Origin of the sequence: Paenibacillus hubeiensis, assembly GCF_032334105.1 — a bacterium.
Lineage (GTDB): Bacteria > Bacillota > Bacilli > Paenibacillales > Paenibacillaceae > Paenibacillus > Paenibacillus hubeiensis.
On the sequence record NZ_JAVYAE020000013.1, the window covers coordinates 145,370 to 167,987 of the forward strand.

Here is a 22,618-nt window from a genome sequence, read left to right on the forward strand (position 1 = left end):
TCGCCAACTTAGCCTTTAACGGCCCCAAGCATCGCACCGCTGACGAAGTACTTTTGCAGCCAAGGATAAACGAGCAGGATGGGCACCGTAGCGAAGATCACCGTAGCCGCCTTGAGGCTCTCCGGCGTCAGCGCCGTGCGGTTGGCCCCTTCCATTTGCGTCAGCTCGCTCACCATGTTGTTTTGCACCATCTGGAACAGCTTCAGTTGAAGCGGGTACAGCTGCGGGTCGTTGATATACATCAAGGAATCCTGGAATCCGTTCCAGCGTCCGACCGCATAGAAGAGAGCAAGGGTCGCCATCACCGGCATCGATAAAGGCAATACAATTTTCAACAACGTATGCAGATGCGAACTGCCGTCGATTTCGGCCGATTCTTCGAGCGACTCCGGAATGCTGTAGAAGAAAGAAATCATAATGATCAAGTTAAATGGGCTGACCAAGCCCGGGAGAATTAGCGACCATGCCGAGTTCAACAGGTGCAGATCGCGAATCAGCAGGTATTCGGGAATGATGCCGCCGCTGAAAAACATCGTGATAATGATGACGTACATGAACAGCTTGCGCCCCTTCAGTTTTTTCTTGGTGAGGGGATACGCAGCAGCAATCGTGAAGACCATGCATAGCACCGTAGTCACGATGGTCAGAATGATCGTGTACCCCAGCGAATAGAGCATCGAATGATCGGAGAACACTTTGACATAGGCATCCCAATTGAACTCTTTAGGGAAAATGGTTACTTCCCCGGACGTAATCGCGCGGTTGGAGCTAAGCGAGATTGCGATCGTGTGCAAGAACGGTGCCAGGCAGAACAGCACAAACAAAGCAACAAATGAGATATTAACGATATCGAAAATCCGGTTTGAGGTGCGTTCACTCATAGGCTCCACAACTCCTTTATACAGTTCTTCCAAACAGACATATGCGATATTGCCCGCCAGGGGCTATAGAATGCCGTCTCCGGTCACTTTTTTCGAAATGTAGTTGGAACCAAGCACGAACACAAGCCCGACCACGGCCTGAAATAAGCCAACGACGGTCGCAATGGTATATTGGCCCGATTCTAGACCAACCCGGTATACGAAGGTACTGAGAACATCCGAGTACTCGCGTACGGCCGTGTTCCCGATGATGTAGGGGCGGTCAAAGCCGATGCTGACCATTTTCCCCAAATTGAGGATGAGCAGCGTGACAATGGTGGTGCGGATTCCCGGCAGCGTAATGTGCCATATTTTTCTCAGACGCGAAGCGCCATCGACTTCGGCTGCCTCGAACAATTCTTTATTCACGCCGGTAAGCGCAGCCAGATAAAGAATCGTGCCCCAACCCGCGCTTTGCCACACGCCAGTGAAGAGATAAGTGACAAGCCATGGATTTTTTTCGGTCAGGAACGGAATGGTGTTCAGTCCCATGCTTTCCAGCACGCCGTTTACCATACCGGACTGATTGCCGAACAATTGGTACACGATCCCCCCGATAATGACCCAGGAGATGAAATGCGGGATATACAGAATCGTTTGCGATACTTTCTTGAACCATTTGAAGCGGATTTCATACAGCATAATGGCCAGAATAATCGGTGCCGGAAACGAGACAACCAGATCCAGAAAATTCAACATAAACGTGTTGCGAAGAGTCGTATAGAAATCCCTCATGGCAAACACTTCGCGGAAGGCATCAAAACCGATCCATTCGCTGCCGTTAATGCCCTGGAACAGGTTGAAATCTTTGAAGGCGATTTGCACGCCGTACATCGGGCCATAACGGAAAATGAGGAAATAGAGCAAGGGCAGCGAAAGCAGTGCATACAATTGCCAATACCGTTTAAAGTATGATGTGGTCAAGTCGTTCTCCTCCTATCTACGGAGAAACTGCGTGCCGCCGGCAGCGGCGGCACACGTCTCTTTTTTTAATAGCCACAGGCAAAGGCAGCCTAAACCGTTCAGCGGTGCATTACACCACGCATTATTTGGCTGCAGTTCCCTGTAATGCCTCCTCAAGCTCCTTCTTCAAATCCGCGCCGCCCAAGGACATGTAATCATTCATTTCCTGCTCGTATACCGCTTCGAATTCAGATGGTTTGGCCATTGCCGTTTTGACGATAATGACGTTGAGCTTATCTTTCAGTGCGGTGCTGTATTTCATCTCGGCCTGAATCGGCTTGTCAAAGATGATCGGACCCACGGTATCGGTATTGGCGATGTCGATGGACTGTCTCAACAATCCCTGATTTCGTTCAGGGAAGCCCATGATCCATGCCTTTTCGTTGGTAGCCTGGTCGCCGATGTTTTTACCGTTCGAGATGATCGCCATGTCTCCCGCGTTGAACAGGCGATCCCTGGCTTCTTGAGAAGCGTCTTCTTTAACGACCGGAATTCCGTCAACCAGCTCATAGTTCTCGCCTTCAACGCCGCTGTAGATGTCTCTCAAGTTATTGTCGGACGCCATCCAATCCAAGTATTTGACGGCCTCTACGGCACGTTTGCTGCTCTTCGGAATCATGATGTACATCCCGTTCGTTCCGTACCGTGATTTGATATGCTTATTGTCCGCATTGGGGTTCGTATATACGTCTACCGGCAGCACTTTGCTATCAGGCACGTTCTTCTTCAAGTTGTCGATGGTACCGTCGGCATAGAACATCGCGTCGACGTCTTCGGACCAGTACCCCGTATTTCCGTTTTGGATATCTTTGGCCAACTGGGCCTTGTCCTCGTCCAAACTGAAATCCTTGCTGATCAGTCCCTCGTTGTACAGCTTGTTCAGGAACTGCATCGCATCCTTGAATCCGTCATGAAGCGGCAGCTCGTAACGCTGTCCGTAAGTCAGGTCTCCGCTCACCGGTTTAATGAAAGAATAGATTAACGTTTCGAATTGAGCCGGTGCCAGCGCCATGCCCATCGGAATGTTTTTGCTTCCGAGCTGTCCCGGATCTTTCTCTTTAAACGCTTTCAACGTGGTATAAAGCTCATCGGTTGTCTTCGGTACAGGCAAGCCCAGTTTATCCAGCCAGTCTTGACGGATGTAGGAACTGTAGCGGCCCGTAATGGCGCGTTTGCCCGGGATCGCGAATTGCTGGCCCTCCACCTGGCCGAACTTCAATGTATCTTCGCCGAGGAATTTTTTAAGATTCGGTCCATACTGGTCCAGCAGCTCGCCGACGTCAGTCAGACCGCCCTGCTGGGCATAACGGTAAAACACGCTGGAGTCATACACAAATACGATATCAGGAACATCGGTGTTGCTGGCCATCAGCACGTTGAGCTTCGTTACTTCTTCGGAACGTTGGATCGGCACGAATTGTACGTCAATGTTATTCGGATCCCCAAAACGTTCCTGCACCAGCTTTTGCAAGTAGTTGCTGGTAATCGTTTGCGGAGCAGGGCTGTTTCCGCGATCAAAAATCTCGACCTTTAATGTTACGCGATCGCCCGACGAGCCGTTATCTGCTGTGCCTTGTTCCGATGAAGACGAACAGCCTGCAAGCAGGGATACGGCCATAACCATCGTAAGCGCCATCCCAACCCATTTCTTTAGACTCCCCTTGGGTGCTCTTCCTGTCATTTGTGTCATCTCCTTTGACTTTGCGTGATTGATTGAAGCCTGCACCGAGTATTTCATATGGCATCGCACTTCAGCAATAAACCAGTTTCGGAAACGCTTACATACGGATTATGGTTTATGCCTGCTGCCTATTTTCGCAGATGTTCCCGTTTCATAACCATGACCGCTCTGACCGCACATACCGCTCTCTGCGTCCTACCGGATGTTATTCCCGTGGTACGAACGAATAAACCATTTTCATGCACTGCCTATTTTCGTAAAGACACGAGATGAGAGCCATGATAACAAGGTACGCCCTTCACACAATAAGCGGACAAAACCCATGTGACGCCTTGAAAGAGCGATTACGCCGGTAAACCAAAAAGGCGGTCCGGCAGGACGAATCTCCTGACGGAGAGCGCCTGCACGGATTCCGCCCCTCTGGTTCAATAATCATGATCCGAAATTAGCAGAGTTCCTTCGAGAATATGACGAAACAAAGTACGTCTGATTTCCCCGCAGCTTTTTAGTGATTCGCATCGGCTGCTGCCGGGGGCTCACGCTTTATACGGCGATAGTCTCCCGGCGTAATGCCGACGATCCGTTTGAACACGCGCCCAAAGGAGATCGCATTGGCATATCCCACTTTCAGGGCGATATCCTGTTGCGACAGATCCGAATTCAGCAGAAGCCGCTCGGCCTCCTTCATGCGGAGCTCGGTGACAAAATCAACGAACTTCATGTTGAACTCGGTCTTGAACAAATAACTCGCATGTTTGCCGGAGATCTGGAAGCGCTCGCTCAAATGCTTCAGCGAAAGGTCCGGATTGGCAAACTGCTCTTCGATGTAATTTTTCATTTCGTTGACCATGGCCCGGTAACTCTTCGTTTCGCTGGCGGAGACATACGTTCGGAATAAGTCGGTCAGATCATCAAGCAGCAGCGCTTTGACCTCTTCGAAGGTTTCGGCCTCATCCATTCGTTTCAAACGTTCGCCGATCCGTTCTTCGGACAATTGCTCCTGCAGTTGCTCCGACATGACCGCTACTTCGCGGCTCAACATCTGCAGCATCGCCTGGATCAAGGAACGAATCTGGTCATCCTGCAGTTGGTTCTGCTCGAACGCCTCGAACATTTCCTCCAGTTGATCCCGCCACTGACTGCTCGACATGCGGAACCGTTTCACGAACTCGGAGATCATTTGCAAACAGGAATAGGTCACCAATAAACGCTGGGGCGTCTCGCCGCTTTCGGCGGCCAGTGCTACGTCTCCGTTCATCAGCAATTTGCGGTGCAGGACCGCTTCTGCCGCTGCATAAGAATGACGGATATGTTCCGCCCCTTCCGCAATGGGTCCAATGCCGAAGCTCAGCGGGATGCGCAAATTCTGCTCGACCCAATCCCGACACTCCTCGGCAACCGCTTTAATCTGCTCCGTCGTTTCTGCTTCGTTCCCCGTTGACAAGAACAGAATGGCGGCCCGGTCGGCGCCGATCCACTCTGTCCAGCATTGCAGCCCTTGATCGCGGGACAACTCCTGCAATACGTTCATTAACGCAAATCGAAGCGTGTTCTGCTCGCTTCGCGTGTATTTCTGTTGGAATACTTTTTCAAACCGGTTGATCTCCCCGACAACGACGGCAAACCGCGCCGAATTCGAATCATCGAAGCCCGATAGCGGGGAGAGCTCCTGAAGACGCTCCATAATGCCGTCCAGATTTTCGCCGTGCAGCAGGTCGTTGAAAAGCTTGCTGCGCTGCAGCAGCATATTTTCCCTGCTTTTTTTGTCGTAGTCCATCATGTGGTTAATCAGGTTCTCCAGAACGCCGTCGATCAGCTTCATTTCATCCGTGCGGGAGCCCGATTGTTCCATCGTTCGAATCTGATGGGCCTCGATCCGGTTCATGATGACCTGGATCGGTTTGTAGTTGCGACGCGTGATATAAACGATATAAATGATGGAACACACGACGGTGACAAAGGCAATGCCCACCCACACATAGGAAATGACGGATACCCATCCAAAAAGATTGCCTGCCTTAATGCCGCTGGTGAATGTCCATCCCAGCCTTTCCAGCGTCAGGGTGTTCAGTTTTCTTCCGTTCGCCACGCCCTCGTGGTCTGAATGCGCGTCGTATACGACCTGACCGTTATGGTCAAGGATCGTCATAAACGATAGTTGTCCGTTCACCATGCTATCAATGCTCTGTTCGATGCTGCTCATCTTTACGTTGATGACAAGCACGCCTTCCGAGCCGAACGGCAGAGGCATCTCCTTGTTGACGGTCAGTACGCGAACCGGCGTCCGCTGGACCAACCCGGCATTGTATTCCCTGACAGGCTGCCAGCCCGGTCCTACAGCCCCTGAGGCGATCTCGTCAATCCAGGCTTTGTCGGAAAAACCCTCAACCTCTTTGGACCCGCTGACTGTTAAAACGCTTTCATTAATCTTGTCATATAAGTAGATGGATTGAATGTTGGAAGACGAATTGGTCAATTCCCGCAAATTCTGCGCAATGGCATACACCGCATCTCGGCTGACCTGGCCTTGGTTGTTGAAATAGAGTTTATATGCAGGGTTAGCTTCCACCGAGTTTAAGACGGATAACTCAATATCCCGAATAATCCGGTCCACGTTGTCCACGAGATAGCTGGACGATATCCGGTCCGCCTTCCGGGTCTCCTCCCTGGAAATGTCGTTTACAAAAACAAAGGCAATAAAGATGATGATCGTCACGGTAAGCAGAAAAATGGGAAAATACGAAAACAGTAAGCGATAATACCATGTACGTGACAATGGAACCCACTCCTCATTTCTCGCTGCCACTTCGCCCGGCTGCGGTTCTGCTGTATTCGAAAGATCTGGTGCAACACCACAAAAATGGGTAACCAGCAGGTGATTCCGTACCAATTTTCTGTATTATAACACATCGCATGGAGAGACAAAGCAGAGATTCTGGCGGATGTGATCCGGGTACCTTAACCACGCATGACAAAAAACCGTGCAGAGCGGCGACCGCCCCGACACGGAGATTGAAAACAAGGCGCTGCCGCCTTCACTAAATTCCGGAATCCCTGAACAGCGTCGCCATCGAGCCGCCATCGACGATGATGCGTATCGCTCTGGCCAGCATAGGTGCGACCGGTAGTACGGTGACGCAATTCGGATGCGATTCCGGCAGAGCAATCGAGTCCGTAACGACCACTTCGGCGATCGAAGGGTGATCCAGCTTGCTTAATGCGCCGTCGGAAAAAAGACCGTGCGTTGCGCACACGTATACATTTTTCGATCCGCGTTCCTTCAAGCCTTCAACCACGTTCAGAATCGTCGTGCCCGTGTCGATCAAATCTTCAATGATGATCGGCGTCCGGCCTTCCACATCCCCGATGACATGCGTAATCACCGATTCGTTATGGCTTGGACGCTTTTTGATCATGATCGCGAACGGGGAATCCAGGCGATTCGCCAGCTTCTCGGCCATGGAGGCCCGGCCGGCATCCGGCGATACGACGACCGGATTCTCGATCCCTTTGCTGAGCAAATAATCGCTGATCAAATCAAGGGAAGTCATGTGATCGACCGGAATGTTAAAGAAGCCTTGAATGGCCGCGGCATGCAGGTCAATGGTAACCACGCGGCTTGCTCCGGCCGTGGTCAGCACATCGGCGACCATCTTGGCGGAGATCGGTTCGCGCGGGGCAGACTTGCGTTCCTGCCGGGCATATCCATAATAAGGAACGATGATGTTGATTGTACGGGCAGAAGCCCGCTTGGCTGCATCGATCATGACGAGCAGCTCCACAAACAGTTCATTGATCGGATGAGACAACGACTGCACAAGAAACACATCGCAATTGCGAATGGTTTCCTCGTAGTGAACGTAGATTTCCCCGCTCTTGAACCGAGACAGCTTGATTTTGCCCAGCTCAACGCCCAGCTTGTCGCATACCTCTTCCGCCAGCTTCGGGTTCGAAGAACCGGAAAAAATACGTAATGATTGTTGCATAATGCCCCTCCCGAGCGTTAACGCCCCTTAATTGTCCTTTGATGCATCAGGACTTTCAAGCTTATTATACTCCAGTGCCCTATACATTTAAAGGAACGAAAGAACGGCGCCGGCCTTCGAACACGGCAACCTCCGTACAACCAAGTTCTGCGAGCAGGGCTTCGGCATGCTCCAGATTCTCGCCAAGCTTCTTCGGATCGTGAGAATCCGATCCAAGCGTCAGCGGAATGCCCAGCCGGAGGGCTTCCTCCAGCATGCGCCGGCTTGGAAACATCTCGGCGCAGGGTTTGGTCAAGCCGGATGCGTTCAGCTCCATTGCGCAGCCGCTGCGGGCAATAGCTTGAAGCGCTGCATTTTCCAGCGCAATGCGTTCTCCGGTCTGCTCCTCCGACGGTACATGTCCGAAACGTTTGATCACGTCCGTATGTCCCATGATGTCATACATGCCGGTAGCTGCGGCTTTGCCGACGGCATCATAATATTGACGGTATACCTCCAGCACGTCGCGTCCTTCCCAGCCATGCGTCTGCCTGAAGTCGGTGATGTCCCATTCGCCGAGAAAATGGACCGAACCGATCACATAATCCCATGGATAACGTTCGATGATGGCGCGGATTTCATTTTCCCAGCCTTCAATGTAGTCGCCTTCAAGCCCGACACGAACTTCGATTTGTCCGCGGTACCGCTCCTTCAAGGAGAAGCATTCCTCCACATAACGCGGGAGTTCGTCCATCGGCATGGCCATCTCCGGATAATACTGACCCGGGTCGACGTGCAGCAGCGGCATATGATCAGACAACCCGATGTGGGAAAAGCCCATCTCTACCGCACGCTGTACATACTCTTCCAGCTTGCCGACGGCATGACCGCAGCGTTCATGGTGCGTATGATAATCGATCCGCATAAGTGGCTGCCCCCTAATCGCGGCGTGGCCGCTCATGGCGACGGCTCAATTCGGACATGATGTCGCCCAGCGGCAGCTTTCGCTCCTGCAGCAAGACGAGCAAGTGGTACAGCAGGTCGCTAACCTCTAGGCGGAGCTCTTCATTATCCTTATTTTTGGCGGCGATGATCGTCTCGGACGCTTCCTCGCCGATTTTTTTCAAAATTTTATCGACGCCCTTATCGAAGAGATATGTGGTGTACGCTCCTTCCGGACGCTCGCGTTCACGTTCCGCGATGACCGACTCCAGCTCGGCGAGCACATCAAAACGTCCCGAGGCCGGGGAAGCTGCCGCGTGTTCGCCGTCAGTTTGCTGCGGCAAACCCACGATTTCGTTGTGGAAGCACGTTACCTCGCCGGTATGGCAAGCAGGACCATCCGGTTTGACCGCTACCAGCAGCGTATCTCCGTCACAATCGTATTTGATCGAAGTAATCTTTTGCACGTTTCCGGACGTTGCGCCTTTATGCCACAACTCTTGTCGGGAACGCGACCAGAACCAGGTCTCTCCCGATTCGAGCGACAATTTCAGCGATTCTCGATTCATGTATGCCATCATCAACACTTCGTTGGTTGTTGCATCCTGCACGATGGCGGGCACTAGCCCGTCCTGCCAACGGATATGCTCGACCACTTGCTCCAGGGACAACTGTTCCCTGATTTCTCTGCTTACGTTACTCACGGATTTCCACCCCTTGTTCTTTCAAATGTTTCTTCAACTCCGGCACAGCGATTTCCTTGTAATGGAAAATCGTAGCCGCAAGGCCCGCATCGGCTTTGCCTGCCGTGAACACGTCATAGAAGTCGGACTCCTTGCCTGCGCCGCCGGAAGCGATGACCGGAATCCGTACCGATTCGGATACCGCGGCCGTCAGTTTCAGGTCAAACCCGTCCTTGGTTCCGTCCGCGTCCATACTGGTCAACAGGATTTCTCCGGCGCCCAGCGCTTCGGCCTGTTTCACCCACTCCAGCGCCTTGATTCCGGATGGCTTGCGTCCGCCGTGGGTGTACACTTCCCATTCTCCCCATGCTTCGTTATACTTGGCATCCACCGCCACCACGATGCATTGGGAGCCAAAACGCCGTGCTCCGTCCGCAATCAATTGCGGGTTCAGCACGGCAGCCGTATTCACCGCGATTTTGTCTGCGCCTGCGCGCAAAATGCGTTTCATGTCATCCACCTTCGAGATGCCTCCGCCTACCGTAAACGGAATAGCGATCTCTCCCGCCGTCTGCCGCACGACCTCTTCCATCGTTTCGCGGCCTTCCACGGAAGCGGAGATATCGAGAAACACGAGTTCGTCCGCGCCTTCGCGGTCGTACAGCGCCGCCAGTTCCACCGGATCTCCCGCATCGCGGAGATTGACGAAATTAACGCCTTTGACAACCCGGCCGTCCTTGACGTCCAGACACGGAATGATTCTTTTTGCCAGCATGCCCCTCTTCCTCTCTCCCCAATGATTGATGCGCTACTTGATCGTACGAATGGCCTCGGACAGGTCGATGCTGCCCGTATACAGCGCTTTGCCCACGATCGCTCCACCAACGCCGTCTTGCGTGTATTTGCTCAGTTTGACGAGATCGTCCATCACGCTCACGCCGCCGGAAGCGATAACCGTGCGGCCGCTCGCCTTGGCCAGGGATACGATCGCATCCACATTAGGCCCCTGCATCATACCGTCGCGCGAGATATCGGTGAAAATGAACGTCTCTGCGCCGAAGGCTGCCAGTTCCTTGGCAAGCACTTCTGCCTGAACTTCCGATGTTTCCAACCAACCGCGTGTTGCCACATAACCGTTGCGGGCATCGATACCGATAGCCACCTTGTCGCCATAACGCCCCAGCACTTCTTCGGTAAATGCACGATCCTCGATCGCCGCCGTTCCGATGATTACCCGGCTCACACCTAGTCCTAGCAAACGTTCCACGTCAGCCACTGTCCGCAGGCCACCGCCCACTTGAACGGGCACCTGCACCGCTGAAGCGATACGCCCGATCAAAGCGTCGTTGACCGGATGACCGGCCTTGGCGCCGTCCAGATCGACGAGATGCACAAAAGTGCCGCCCTGCTTCTCCCAAGAAAGAGCGACTTGCACCGGATCATCGTTATATACCGTTTCCTGGTTGTAATCTCCTTGTACCAATCGTACGCATTTGCCGTCCCGGATATCAATCGCCGGATATATGATAAAAGATGACATACAAGGCCTCCCGAATCTATGTTTGAAATTGAAATGAAATGAAATGAATGTTCTGATCCCGTCCGAACCCGCTGAACCCGCGATTTACTGCTCCGGCCGTTCCCCTCAGCGCCCGCACCATGGCAGCGATAACGCCGTACCTTGTGGTTCTCCTGCTATTAACGAGAGATAACGTTCGGCCCACCCGTAAGCGCGAGGAAATTGCGCAGCAATTGCATGCCGAGTTCGCCGCTCTTCTCGGGATGGAACTGCATACCGAAGTTCGAGCCTCTGCCGACGATGGCCGTAACCGGATGTCCGTAATCCGTCACTGCAAGCAGGTCGCTTGCCACTTCAGGCTGGGCATAATAGGAATGGACGAAATAAACATGCCCTTCCTCCAGCCCCGTAAACAGCGGGTTTTCAGGCTGGCGAAACTCCAGACGGTTCCAACCCATATGCGGCACCTTCAACTCACCCGGGGCAAACCGAACAACTTTGCCTGGCAGTATATCCAGTCCTTCATGTTCGCCATGCTCCTCGCTGGAACTGAACAGCAGCTGCATGCCCAAACAAATGCCCAGCAGCGGCTTCGGGCCGGCTGCAGCCTCTTTCACGACGGCATCCAGATTGTTTTCACGGAGATGCACCATCGCATCGCCAAACGCGCCCACGCCCGGCAAAATCACTCCGTCAGCACCCAGGATCGCCTCACGATCCCCGGTGATCAACGCTTCGTAGCCAAGGCGCTCGACCGCTTTGCCGACGCTGTGCAGGTTCCCCATACCGTAATCGACAATTGCAATCGCCATCGCCTACAGCACTCCCTTCGTGGAAGGAACGCCCGTTACGCGTGGATCGATGGAAGTCGCCTCATCCAACGCACGGCCGAGCGCCTTGAACACTGCCTCGATCATGTGGTGCGTATTCTGTCCATAGTGAACGATGACGTGCAGCGTAATGCGCGCTTCGAGCGCCAGCTTCCACAGGAATTCATGCACCAGCTCCGTGGAGAAGCTGCCCACCTGCTGGGACGGGTATTGTGCGCGATATTCGAAGTGAGGACGGTTGCTCACGTCGATGACGACTTGAGCGAGCGCCTCGTCCATAGGAATGAACACGTTCGCGTACCGCTTGATGCCGCGTTTGTCGCCAAGCGCTTCGCGCAGCGTCTGTCCGAGGCAAATGCCGATGTCTTCGACCGTGTGATGGTCGTCAATCTCGATATCCCCGCGAGCCTGAACGTCCAGATCGAACTGTCCGTGCTTGGTGAACAGGTCCAACATATGGTTCAGAAAAGGTACGTCTGTTTCGATGTTCGCCTTCCCGGTTCCGTCTACTGCAAACGCAAGCTGAATGTTTGTTTCATTCGTTTTGCGGTCCACTTGAGCGCGGCGAACCGCGCTTGCGTTTTCTACCCCTTGGTTTGGATTACTCATGATTCGATTCCGCCTTTCCTTCCTGTTCTAGACGCACGGCAATCGCGCGCGCGTGTCCTTCCAGCCCTTCGTGCCGGGCCAATTCTATGATTGCAGCGCCGTTTTGGAGCAGCGCCTCCTTGCTGTAATAGATCAGACTTGATTTCTTGATAAAATCGTCCACGTCGACCGGCGAACTGAACCTTGCCGTGCCGTTCGTCGGAATGATATGGTTCGGGCCGGCAAAATAATCGCCTACCGGCTCGGAGCTGTACGGCCCGAGGAACATCGCGCCGGCGTTTTCGATCCGGCCGGCAACGGCCATCGGCTCCTGCACCATGATCTCCAGGTGCTCCGGCGCGAGCCGGTTCACTACGTCGATGCCTTCATCGATCGAATCGACCACGATGATCGCGCCGTACTGCTCCACCGAAGCAGCGGCGATCGCTTGCCTTGGCAGCGCCTCAAGCTGGCGCTGCACCTCGGCCCGCACGGCTTCCGCCAGCGGGGCCGACGTGGTGACGAGAATGGCCGACGCCATCTCGTCATGCTCCGCCTGCGAGAGCAGGTCGGCGGCGACGTACACCGGGTTCGCGGTGTCGTCGGCCAGGACCGCGATCTCGCTCGGCCCGGCGATGCTGTCGATGTCGACCGCGCCGTACACTTCACGCTTCGCGAGCGCCACGTAGATGTTGCCCGGTCCACAGATCTTGTCGACCGGGGCGATGCTCTCCGTGCCGTAAGCGAGCGCGGCGATCGCCTGCGCGCCGCCTACCCGGTACATCTCGTTAACGCCTGCTTCCGCAGCGGCAACGAGAATGTACGGGTCGATGCCCTCGCCGCCGTTCGTGGCCGGCGGCGTCACCAACACGATTTCCGGCACCCCGGCCACCTGTGCCGGAATCACGTTCATCAGCACCGAGGACGGATACGCTGCTTTACCACCAGGGACATATACGCCCACCCGTTTCAACGGGCGTATCACCTGGCCCAGCAGACTGCCGTCCGGCTGCCAGTCCATCCAGGAATTGCGTTTCTGCTTCTCATGAAACGCGCGAATGTTGGCAGCGGCCTGCCGGATCGCTTCCACGAAAGAAGGCTCGACGGCTGCATAGGCGGCCTGCAGCTCCTCCTGCGGCACCCGCAGGTCCGCAGCCGTCAGCCTGGTGCGGTCAAGCTGCTCGGTGTACCGCAGCAGCGCCGCATCGCCCTCCCGGCGAATGTCGCCGACGATTCGCCGTACCTTTTCGTTTTGCTCCGGGGTGCCGTAGTCCACTTCCCGTTTCAGATTGAATTCACGCGCAGATACCACTTTCATGCCCGTAACCTCCTTCTCTCGATTCCTGATTACTGCGATAATTCAGCCGGTGCTTCGGAAGAAGCCGGGATGACCTTCTGCAGCGCATCGCACAGTGCTTGGATGCGTCCGTTTTTCATGCGGTAGCTTACCCGGTTGGCGATTAATCGGCTGGTGATATCGAGGATGCCGTTCATTTCGACCAGCCCGTTCTCGCGCAGCGTTTGCCCGGTTTCCACCAAATCGACGATGCGGTCCGCAAGTCCGATCAGCGGCGCCAGCTCAATGGACCCGTTCAGCTTGATGACCTCGACCTGCTGACCCTGTTCCAGGAAGTACCGGGAAGCAATTCGCGGATACTTCGTCGCTACCCGCTGCTGGATGCCGGGGGTCCAATCGGGAAGACCGATAACCGACATGCGGCACCGTGCAATGCCCAGATTAAGCAGTTCGTACACGTCCCGGTTTTCCTCCAGCAATACGTCTTTGCCGACGATGCCGATGTCCGCTACCCCGTACTCTACGTATGTCGGCACGTCCACCGGTTTTGCCATGATGAATTCCATGCCCGCTTCCGGCACTTCAATGACAAGCTTGCGGGTATCGTCCACATCCACTGGAATATCCAGTCCGGCTTCGCGGAACAGTTTGGAAGCTTTTTTGTAGATTCGGCCCTTCGGCATCGCAACCTTCAATATATCCGACATCTCAACGCGCTCCTTTCCCGGATGGATATGTGATGACTTGCTCGTATTGAGCGTGTTCCGCTTCGTTTGTTCCCGTCTTTCCAGACTCGATCAAACGGGTAACGACATTTTGGCCGAATCCCCGGAGCCTTCCCGCTTCCGCCAACGCCTGTGCCCGGTGCTCGGTGCCGTATTCGATCAGCACCGCTTTCTTCTCATCCACTGCGATGCCGTGCACGCCATCAATGATCCGGTTCGTTTTCAGCGCAAACCCCGTCGCCGGAAGCGAGCGTCCGAACTGCTGCAGTAAATTGTCGTAACGTCCGCCGCTGCATACCGGCGAGCCCAACTCCGCAGCATAACCTTCGAACGTCATGCCTGTATAATAGGAGAAATCGCCAATCATCGTCAGGTCGATCAGGACATGCTCAGAGACGCCGTACGCCTCCAATACTTCAAATACCGCACACAAGTGGGCAATCGACTGTGCCGCCTCATTGCTGCGGCTTAACCCTGCCGCGTGATCGCACACTTCCTTGCCCCCGCGTAGACGAAGAATGGCCTCCAGCTGCTCCTGCAGCTCCGGTGCAAGCTTCAATGCACGAATGGATTCGCGATAGCCGACGTAATCCCGCCCGAGCAAATACTCCTTCAATTCCTCCTGCTGCTGCGTCTGTCCCGGGATGACCTCTTCCAACAAGCCGTTCAGGAAACCCATATGACCCATCGCGATCTTGAAGGACGTTACGCCGGCAGCCTGCAGCGAAGCAATGGCAAGCGCAACGACTTCCGCATCGGCTTCCGGCGAATCATCGCCGACCAGCTCGACGCCTGTCTGAAAGAACTCGGCCTCTCTTCCGGCTTCTTCCTCGATGGAACGAAATACGTTCGCATGGTAGGAAAGCCGCAGCGGCAATGGCTCATCCTTCAGCAAAGAAGAAACAACACGCGCAATCGGTGCCGTGAGGTCTGATCTCAACACCAGCGTCGTTCCCCGGCTGCTTAACAGCTTGAACAGCTTGCGGTCCGATGTGGAGCTGGCCACTCCTACCGTGTCGTAAAATTCGATCGTTGGCGTGATGATCTGGCGATACCCCCAGCGCTCCATGCATTCCAGCACGCTCCGTTCAATGGTTTTCAGCTTGCTCACCACGCGTGGCGTATAGTCGCGAAAACCGATCGGTTTTTCAAAGCCTTTTGGTTTGGACATTGTTACGATTCACCCCGTGTCGATAATTTGAGATTGGTCCGCGTACCGCTTTCCAACAGGATTTGTTTATGTAAATCCCCGTTCGGTCTAATTCATTTCATTCTTCATGGCTCGGTATAGACGCCACATTCTCGATGTATTTTCATTAAGTTACTTTCGTATGGTAAAGTGCTAACAAACTAAAGAATATGGCATATGATAACATGAATCCGGCTTAACCGTCAATAAGGCGAACGTTGGTCCAGCCATCGAATCATGCTGCATTCAATATAAACAAAAACGTCGGTATGCTCTCCTATCTAACGTTCCGCATCACATTCCTGCTTATATGAAAAAAAGCTGCCTAAGCAGCTTGTTCCCTTCAACGTTTATAACCGTTCTTGCAGGTTGCATTGGTTTATGTTCGCTGGTCCGGCATCACAGCAGGTTCGTCCAGAGCCGTCGCGGACCGGGTCAGTTCACGCAGCGGGTTCCCCCCTACAAATGCCCCTGGCGCCACATCCTTGTGAACGACCGAGCCTGCGGCCACAACCGCCCCGTCGCCGATCGTCACACCAGGCAAAATGGTTGAATTTGCGCCAATCAACACATTTTCACCGATGATCACTTCACCCAGCCTGTACTCTTTGATGAGATACTCATGAGCCAAAATGGTGGTGTTATAACCGATGACCGAATTTTCGCCCACTGTAATCTTCTCCGGAAAAAATACGTCCACCATGACCATCAGCCCAAAGGCCGTATGTTCCCCTACCTTCATGCCCAGCATGCGACGATAGATCCAGTTCTTGACCGGAAGGATCGGACAGTAGCGTGACAACTGGACCCAGATGAAATTGCGCACACCCTTCCAAGGACTTACAGTCCGATAAATGTGCCACAACGCATTGTGTCCCTCAATGGGGTAGCGGGTCACCTTTCTCATGAACGTTCCGACTTGATACCGACCAGATCGAGCAGATCTCTCATGTCATGCAGCATATAATCAGGGCCGTACTGGTTTAACACGGCCTCGCCCTTGAGAGACCACGCAACCCCCGCCGCGAGCGCTCCTGCATTTTTAGCGGATTGAATATCAACCGGACTGTCGCCAATCATCAGCGTTTTGGCCGGATCAGCGCCCAGCTCATTTATCGCTTTTAATACCGGTTCGGCATGTGGTTTGGGATGGGTTACATCCGTTACCGTGACTATCGATTTCATGTACTTGGTAAGGTCGAACCGTTCCAAGGTTTTCAGGGTCGATGGACGAATCTTCGTCGTTACGACGCCCATTACGATGCCTGCCTGGTGCAAGGCTTCCACAACCTCATTCACATAAGGAAAAGGATTGACCATTGCCTCATGATGAATATCATTGTATGCCCGGTAGCCTTTTATATATTCAGCCACGTCTTCTTGACCCGAAAACGTCCGGAACTGCTGCTCCAGCGTGCCGCCCATATGGGGGATAATCTGTTCCCGCGTCCAGGGGGCAGAGTTCTCCCACCCCTCCATGACGTGAAGGAACGAATTGATAATCAAATCATTCGTATCGATAATCGTACCGTCAAGATCAAACAATACCGTTTCAATCATGCTTGCATTACTCCTTTTTGTCATCGGCAGATTCGCGTTCCTCTTCGGCTTCATGGTTCGTTGCCGCCGAGTCCGGCTTGCGCGCCGTTCCAGCACTGTGCGGGAGCTCATCCGAAGGTTCGGTTACCGCCTTGGTCGACACAATCGGGTCGCTGTAACGTACTTCAGCTTTGCCAGTCACCCTTCTTACGATGATGAACGCCGCCGCAGCGATAATAATGGCGATCGCCAACAGCTGCGAAATTCTAACATTGCCATAAGCAGGATCCAGGTATCCTTGTTCGAAACCAAACGCCGTCATCGGTGACCATAGTCCATTCACCAGGGAAGCAAGCCACTGTGGCGCCTGGAAGCCCAGACTGTCCGTACGCAGCGCCTCGATGAAGAATCGCCCGATCGAATACCAAATGAAATACGACATAAACAGCTCGCCCGCACGCAAAAACTTTTGTCTGCGCAGGATCAGCAGCAGAATCAGGCCAACCAGGCTCCACATGGATTCGTACAGGAATGCGGGATGATGAAATACCCCTTCCACATTCATCTGATTGACGATAAAGTCCGGCAAATGCAGCTTATCTCGCAAAAAGGATTCTTCCACAGGCCCGCCATACGCCTCTTGGTTGACGAAGTTCCCCCAGCGGCCGATCATTTGGCCCACAATCAACCCGGGTGCGCAAATATCTGCCATGCGCCAGAAATTGTATCCTTTGCGGCGGAAGAAAATGACCGCGCAAATAATTGCGCCAATCAGTGCACCATAGATGGCAATACCGCCATTCCATATCTTGAAGACATCCCAGAAGTTATCCTTATAGTCTTCCCATTTGAACGCGACATAATAGATACGTGCGCCGATAATGGCGGACGGTACGCCCAGCAGGATCATGTCCATGAACACTTCCTGAGGAATGCCGAACCGCTTGCCCTCCCGAATCGCGAGCAGCAAGCCTACCAATGCCGCCGTGCCGAGGATCAGGCCATACCAGTGAACCTTCAATGCACCAATGGAGAAGGCGATTGGGTTCAACAGCAGATACATGTCCATTGCTTCACACTCCCATAAATTGCTTCACACTTTTTCGTACCAACCAGCTTCTCATGCATGCAGAAACAGAGCATTGAATCGCTCTGTCAGTTCTGCACGCTATCCACTTCTTGAAGACATCCCAGATGGCCTAGTCCATATCTTCCATATCTTCCGAAATCGTTGCTGTCAGTTTATTCGTAAACTGCAGTGCCGCATTGAGTCCCATCTGTTTGAGGCGATAATTCATCGCAGCCACCTCAATGATGACGGCCAAGTTTCGTCCAGGGCGTACCGGAATCGTTACGAGCGGTACGTCCGTATCAATGATCCGGGTAGTCTCCTCATCCAAACCAAGACGATCGTATTGTTTGTCTTGCTGCCATGCTTCAAGGCGGACGACGAGCGTAATTCGTTTGTTGTTACGCACGGCACCGGCACCAAACAAGGTCATCACGTTAATGATGCCCACCCCGCGAATCTCTAGAAGATGACGGATTAATTCAGGAGCGGTCCCGTGCAGTTGGAAGTCGGAAGTCTGACGGATTTCTACTGCATCGTCCGCAATCAAACGGTGTCCACGCTTCACGAGCTCCAATGCCGTTTCACTTTTGCCGATACCGCTGCTTCCCGTAATCAGCATGCCGACGCCATAAACGTCGCAGAGCACGCCATGTATCGTAGCGGTTGGCGCCAGCTTCCGTTCCAGGAAACCGGTAATGCGGCTGGAAAGAATCGTCGTTGCCATATTGCTGCGCAGCACCGCCAAATTTTGCTCTTCGCTGATCTCGATCAGTTCCGTCGGCACTTCAAGTCCACGCGTAACGACAATGCATGGCGTCTCCTCCGTGCAAAGTTTCTGCATCCGGTCACGGCGTTCGTCTTCCGGCAGCATTGCAAAAAAGGCCAGCTCTGTTCTTCCTAACAGCTGAACCCGTTCTTGTGGGTGATATTCAAAATAGCCGGCCATCTCCAGGCCTGGACGGTTCAAATCGTCTACGGTAATGAAGCGCTTAAGTCCTTGAGATCCAGAGACGACCTCAAGCTGAAACTGCTGCACCAATTCAGATACCTTCACTTTTTTCGCCATTTGTCTCTTCCTTTCAGCATCGGCTGCTTATCTATGTATATCTGGTCATATTTGTCCTTCGAATTCAAACGGGGAATCCCCTGATCAATTAAGAATGGTTACACCGAAAATGAAGGCGCAAGCTTTCTATAAATCTTAAATGAATTCGGGAACGAATGCAATCTGAACCATGGACTCCTGATGTAAAAAGCCCCTTCCAGCAACAACGGAAGGGGCTCGAATTACATTATATAATTACGTATCAAACACAGGATCCGACCATACGGGGAACCCCGGGATATTAGTCTTGAAGGAGAACGTTCGCTTCAGTCTCTTTATCAAAGATATGAACTTTGTTCATGTCGATCGCCATTTTAACGGTAGAACCTTCACGCGTGTTGGAACGTCCGTCTACGCGGGCAATCGTAGTGTCGCTACCTACACCGCTCAAGTAGAGGAGCATTTCGTGACCAAGGTTCTCGGTTACGTCTACATGCGTAGAGAACACGGAGTTCGGGGAAGCTTCCAAGAATACCGGCTCTTCGTGGATATCTTCAGGACGAACGCCCAGAATGACTTCCTTGTTAGCGTATCCTCTGGATTTCAGCAATTGCGCTTTCCCTTGTGGAATTTCAACGTCCACGCCAGGAGCTACGAAATGCAGGTTGGAACCTTGCTCCGCAATTTTACCCGAGATAAAGTTCATTGTAGGAGAACCGATGAAACCGGCCACGAACAGGTTCGCTGGGTGGTTGTACAGTTCTTCCGGAGAAGCCGCTTGTTGAATGATACCGTCTTTCATAACAACGATCCGGTCACCCATCGTCATCGCTTCGATCTGGTCATGCGTTACGTAGATAACAGTCGTTTCCAGACGTTTCGCGAGCTTGGTGATTTCCGCACGCATCTGACCGCGCAATTTCGCGTCCAAGTTGGAGAGCGGCTCATCCATCAAGAATACTTGCGGGTCACGGACGATCGCACGACCGAGTGCGACACGCTGACGTTGACCACCGGACAACGCTTTTGGTTTACGATCCAGCAAATGCTCGATATCGAGGATTTTGGCTGCTTCGCGAACGCGTTTGTCGATTTCATCTTTTTTCACTTTACGCAATTTCAAACCAAATGCCATGTTTTGATACACGCTCATATGCGGGTACAAGGCGTAGGATTGGAAAACCATCGCGATATCGCGATCTTTAGGAGCAACATCGTTCACGACGCGGTCACCGATATAGAGTTTACCTTCAGAAATTTCCTCAAGGCCTGCGATCATGCGCAACGTTGTGGATTTACCACAACCGGACGGACCAACCAGCACCAGAAATTCTTTATCTTTAATGTCCAGGTTAACGTCAATAACTGTCGCTTTGTCAGCACCAGGGTATTTTTTGAAAATATGCTCTAAACGTACACCAGCCATGATTATTGCCTCCTTAGAGATCGTTTTGTAATCGAATACATTTTGTAAATTCAGTGTAACCTACGGAAGGGATGTTTGACTATTCGCAAACTGCACAAAAATATCACGGCTTTTTCGTCACTTTGTACATCAGCAGTAAAAGTCGGACCAGCACCGCGTTTTCAAAGCTCCTTACATCGTATCCGATCTCATGTTTGATCTTGTCCAGACGGTAAACCAGCGTATTGCGATGAATAAACATCCTTTTTGCGGTCTCGCTTACATTGCAATCCAGACTGAAAAACGTCTCCAATGTGCCCATCGTCTCACTGTCGCTGAAGAGCGATGTGTTCTTGCCGATCTCTTCTATAAAGCGCAGCCGTTCCGGTTCGGATATGCTCGCGACCAATCGTTCAAGATGCAAATTCCATGGTAAATGTATGTGCTCAGTGACATGAAACGATCTGCCCAGCTTTACACTCTCCCGAAGTGTAGAGGTTACAGATATCAATTGCTGGTAAGGAACACAAGGCAAGGCTGCCGACAAATGGAATCCACCTGCCCATTCACTGGCAATCAGCTCATACAATCCAAGACAAAACGCATTCAAGAGCTCTTTCCTTGCCTCAGTGGTATCGTCATCAGCCTCTGCCGTAACGGTCTGAACCGAACCAAAAAATACCCACTCCTGTTCTCCTAAGGGAATCAGAACGATGTCCTCACCAAAATAGCTCTCGAGCAGCTTGTTCAGTTCGCTTGAATGAACGCGCCGGTCATCCGGCGTCTCGCCCTGTAACAGGAAAGGAATCTTTTCTTGTTCCAGATGCTCGCCCAGCCCTGCAGCCAGAAAACGTTCTGGGATACTGTACCCTTCGTTTGACAGATTCATTTGCTCCCGCAGCCAGGTGCCCAACTCAATCAAAAGCTGCGCCTGGCCGTTCCCCTCGCCTACAGTTTGTTCATGAAGAGCTTCATCTGAATGGCTGCTAATCAACAGCTCTATTAATCTGCGCGATTCTATCGTCAGATGATCGGAAGAACACCCCCAGCAAATTACATGTTCACGATCAGCACTTCGGCCAATTTTAAAATATATTTGTTGATCTATGGTTAGGCTTCCTGCACGGTCTGCTGACCGTTCTACACCCAGCATGACTGTACTATTATTTGCTCTATCATTTGAGCTGAGAAGGAGATTCTCGTATTGACTCCACTCATCCAAAGTAAATTGAAATGTGTTCATTGAAGTGTCTAAAATTTCCTCGATCCGCTGCTTAAGATCCGAAACATGCTTCATCTTATGAACGCCACCACTCTGCTTTATTTTCTGATATAAAAACCGCAATATAAAACACACAATCTTATAATTGTCTAACCCTTTATAGGGATCACGCCTATGGCTCTTTAGATAGCCGTTTACATTTATCTTATCATATCTTAAACGTTCTCGCCTTCGTGGTCGCAGCAACACGCTGATATGCAAAAAAAAGAGCGACTAATCAATTTAATGATTAATCACTCTTTTGTGAGATGAGCCATGAAGGACTCGAACCTTCGACACCCTGATTAAAAGTCAGGTGCTCTACCAACTGAGCTAATGGCTCAAAAACTGGTGGAGGCTGATGGATTCGAACCACCGAACCCGTAAGGGAGCAGATTTACAGTCTGATGCGTTTGGCCACTTCGCTAAGCCTCCACGTTTTGAAAGGTGGCTCGGGACGGAATCGAACCGCCGACACGAGGATTTTCAGTCCTCTGCTCTACCGACTGAGCTACCGAGCCATATTTAATTGTAAGGTTAATGGCGGAACCGACGGGATTCGAACCCGCGATCTCCTGCGTGACAGGCAGGCATGTTAGGCCAACTACACCACGGTTCCAGACATTAATGGTGCCGGCGAGAGGACTTGAACCCCCAACCTACTGATTACAAGTCAGTTGCTCTACCAATTGAGCTACACCGGCGTATATGGTGGAGGCTGAGGGGATCGAACCCCCGACCCTCTGCTTGTAAGGCAGATGCTCTCCCAGCTGAGCTAAGCCTCCTGGGTAATATGGTAGCGGCGGAGGGGATCGAACCCCCGACCTCACGGGTATGAACCGTACGCTCTAGCCAGCTGAGCTACGCCGCCATATTAAGTATCGTATTATAAGCTTGTCCATCCAGTTGAAAGATGGCGGAGAGAGAGGGATTCGAACCCTCGCACCGCTTACGCAGTCTAACCCCTTAGCAGAGGGTCCCCTTATAGCCACTT

General features: G+C 52.6%; 20 protein-coding genes and 7 tRNA genes. All 27 read right to left on the bottom strand.

The window, feature by feature from the left end; genetic code table 11:
• Window positions 1–8: 8 nt before the first annotated feature.
• The 27 genes from RSX24_RS25405 to RSX24_RS25535 all read right to left on the bottom strand — a co-directional run bounded on the left by RSX24_RS25405 (window position 9) and on the right by RSX24_RS25535 (window position 22,495).
• Entirely contained in the window at window positions 9–881 is an 873-nt protein-coding gene (locus RSX24_RS25405) for a carbohydrate ABC transporter permease (RefSeq protein ID WP_236420393.1), read from the bottom strand.
• A gap of 63 nt (window positions 882–944) precedes the next feature.
• Window positions 945–1,844 (bottom strand): ABC transporter permease, encoded by a 900-nt coding sequence (locus tag RSX24_RS25410; RefSeq protein ID WP_236420394.1) that lies wholly within the window; start codon window positions 1,842–1,844, stop codon window positions 945–947.
• A 121-nt stretch (window positions 1,845–1,965) separates the two neighbouring features.
• Window positions 1,966–3,564 (bottom strand): extracellular solute-binding protein, encoded by a 1,599-nt coding sequence (locus RSX24_RS25415; protein ID WP_236420395.1) that lies wholly within the window; start codon window positions 3,562–3,564, stop codon window positions 1,966–1,968.
• A gap of 505 nt (window positions 3,565–4,069) precedes the next feature.
• On the bottom strand, window positions 4,070–6,340 hold the full coding sequence (locus RSX24_RS25420) for a helix-turn-helix domain-containing protein (protein WP_343262117.1): 2,271 nt from the start codon (window positions 6,338–6,340) through the stop codon (window positions 4,070–4,072).
• A gap of 262 nt (window positions 6,341–6,602) precedes the next feature.
• Window positions 6,603–7,550 (bottom strand): ribose-phosphate diphosphokinase, encoded by a 948-nt coding sequence (locus RSX24_RS25425; RefSeq protein ID WP_236420397.1) that lies wholly within the window; start codon window positions 7,548–7,550, stop codon window positions 6,603–6,605.
• Between the two features lie 79 nt (window positions 7,551–7,629).
• Complete coding sequence (gene hisJ, locus RSX24_RS25430) at window positions 7,630–8,454, bottom strand: histidinol-phosphatase HisJ (protein ID WP_343262118.1); 825 nt, start codon at window positions 8,452–8,454, stop codon at window positions 7,630–7,632.
• Window positions 8,455–8,467: 13 nt separating this feature from the next.
• Entirely contained in the window at window positions 8,468–9,175 is a 708-nt protein-coding gene (gene hisIE, locus RSX24_RS25435) for a bifunctional phosphoribosyl-AMP cyclohydrolase/phosphoribosyl-ATP diphosphatase HisIE (protein WP_343262119.1), read from the bottom strand.
• The gene (gene hisF / locus RSX24_RS25440) at window positions 9,168–9,929 is read right to left on the bottom strand and encodes an imidazole glycerol phosphate synthase subunit HisF (protein ID WP_236420400.1); all 762 of its coding nucleotides are present in this window, start codon (window positions 9,927–9,929) and stop codon (window positions 9,168–9,170) included. Before hisF ends, hisIE begins: the two co-directional genes overlap by 8 nt.
• A gap of 33 nt (window positions 9,930–9,962) precedes the next feature.
• Window positions 9,963–10,694: a 1-(5-phosphoribosyl)-5-[(5-phosphoribosylamino)methylideneamino]imidazole-4-carboxamide isomerase gene (hisA, locus tag RSX24_RS25445; RefSeq protein ID WP_236420401.1), complete on the bottom strand. Its 732-nt coding sequence runs from the start codon at window positions 10,692–10,694 to the stop codon at window positions 9,963–9,965.
• A 158-nt stretch (window positions 10,695–10,852) separates the two neighbouring features.
• Window positions 10,853–11,485 (bottom strand): imidazole glycerol phosphate synthase subunit HisH, encoded by a 633-nt coding sequence (hisH, locus tag RSX24_RS25450; protein WP_236420402.1) that lies wholly within the window; start codon window positions 11,483–11,485, stop codon window positions 10,853–10,855.
• Window positions 11,486–11,488: 3 nt separating this feature from the next.
• Complete coding sequence (hisB, locus tag RSX24_RS25455) at window positions 11,489–12,112, bottom strand: imidazoleglycerol-phosphate dehydratase HisB (RefSeq protein ID WP_236420403.1); 624 nt, start codon at window positions 12,110–12,112, stop codon at window positions 11,489–11,491.
• Window positions 12,105–13,409: a histidinol dehydrogenase gene (gene hisD / locus RSX24_RS25460; protein ID WP_343262120.1), complete on the bottom strand. Its 1,305-nt coding sequence runs from the start codon at window positions 13,407–13,409 to the stop codon at window positions 12,105–12,107. Before hisD ends, hisB begins: the two co-directional genes overlap by 8 nt.
• 29 nt (window positions 13,410–13,438) lie before the next feature.
• The gene (hisG, locus tag RSX24_RS25465; RefSeq protein ID WP_236420405.1) at window positions 13,439–14,095 is read right to left on the bottom strand and encodes an ATP phosphoribosyltransferase; all 657 of its coding nucleotides are present in this window, start codon (window positions 14,093–14,095) and stop codon (window positions 13,439–13,441) included.
• Between the two features lies 1 nt (window position 14,096).
• Window positions 14,097–15,284, bottom strand: a complete 1,188-nt coding sequence (locus RSX24_RS25470) for an ATP phosphoribosyltransferase regulatory subunit (protein WP_236420406.1) — start codon at window positions 15,282–15,284, stop codon at window positions 14,097–14,099.
• A gap of 397 nt (window positions 15,285–15,681) precedes the next feature.
• Window positions 15,682–16,209: an acyltransferase gene (locus tag RSX24_RS25475; protein WP_343262121.1), complete on the bottom strand. Its 528-nt coding sequence runs from the start codon at window positions 16,207–16,209 to the stop codon at window positions 15,682–15,684.
• Entirely contained in the window at window positions 16,206–16,862 is a 657-nt protein-coding gene (gene ppaX / locus RSX24_RS25480; RefSeq protein ID WP_339275514.1) for a pyrophosphatase PpaX, read from the bottom strand. Before ppaX ends, RSX24_RS25475 begins: the two co-directional genes overlap by 4 nt.
• Before the next feature lie 7 nt (window positions 16,863–16,869).
• Window positions 16,870–17,910 carry a prolipoprotein diacylglyceryl transferase gene (gene lgt / locus RSX24_RS25485; RefSeq protein WP_339275512.1) on the bottom strand — a complete coding sequence of 347 codons (1,041 nt, stop codon included), beginning with the start codon at window positions 17,908–17,910 and terminating at the stop codon, window positions 16,870–16,872.
• Between the two features lie 130 nt (window positions 17,911–18,040).
• Complete coding sequence (hprK, locus tag RSX24_RS25490) at window positions 18,041–18,979, bottom strand: HPr(Ser) kinase/phosphatase (RefSeq protein WP_236420410.1); 939 nt, start codon at window positions 18,977–18,979, stop codon at window positions 18,041–18,043.
• Window positions 18,980–19,259: 280 nt separating this feature from the next.
• The gene (locus RSX24_RS25495; RefSeq protein WP_236420411.1) at window positions 19,260–20,384 is read right to left on the bottom strand and encodes an ABC transporter ATP-binding protein; all 1,125 of its coding nucleotides are present in this window, start codon (window positions 20,382–20,384) and stop codon (window positions 19,260–19,262) included.
• A 103-nt stretch (window positions 20,385–20,487) separates the two neighbouring features.
• Complete coding sequence (locus RSX24_RS25500; RefSeq protein WP_343262122.1) at window positions 20,488–21,285, bottom strand: PucR family transcriptional regulator; 798 nt, start codon at window positions 21,283–21,285, stop codon at window positions 20,488–20,490.
• A gap of 609 nt (window positions 21,286–21,894) precedes the next feature.
• Window positions 21,895–21,967, bottom strand: a tRNA-Lys gene (locus RSX24_RS25505).
• Window positions 21,968–21,973: 6 nt separating this feature from the next.
• Window positions 21,974–22,059, bottom strand: a tRNA-Tyr gene (locus tag RSX24_RS25510).
• Window positions 22,060–22,072: 13 nt separating this feature from the next.
• Window positions 22,073–22,145: transfer RNA gene (locus tag RSX24_RS25515), tRNA-Phe, on the bottom strand.
• Between the two features lie 20 nt (window positions 22,146–22,165).
• Window positions 22,166–22,243 (bottom strand) — tRNA-Asp (locus tag RSX24_RS25520).
• A gap of 9 nt (window positions 22,244–22,252) precedes the next feature.
• Window positions 22,253–22,328 (bottom strand) — tRNA-Thr (locus tag RSX24_RS25525).
• 5 nt (window positions 22,329–22,333) lie between these two features.
• Window positions 22,334–22,409, bottom strand: a tRNA-Val gene (locus RSX24_RS25530).
• Window positions 22,410–22,418: 9 nt separating this feature from the next.
• A tRNA-Met gene (locus tag RSX24_RS25535) sits at window positions 22,419–22,495 on the bottom strand.
• Window positions 22,496–22,618 lie beyond the last annotated feature (123 nt).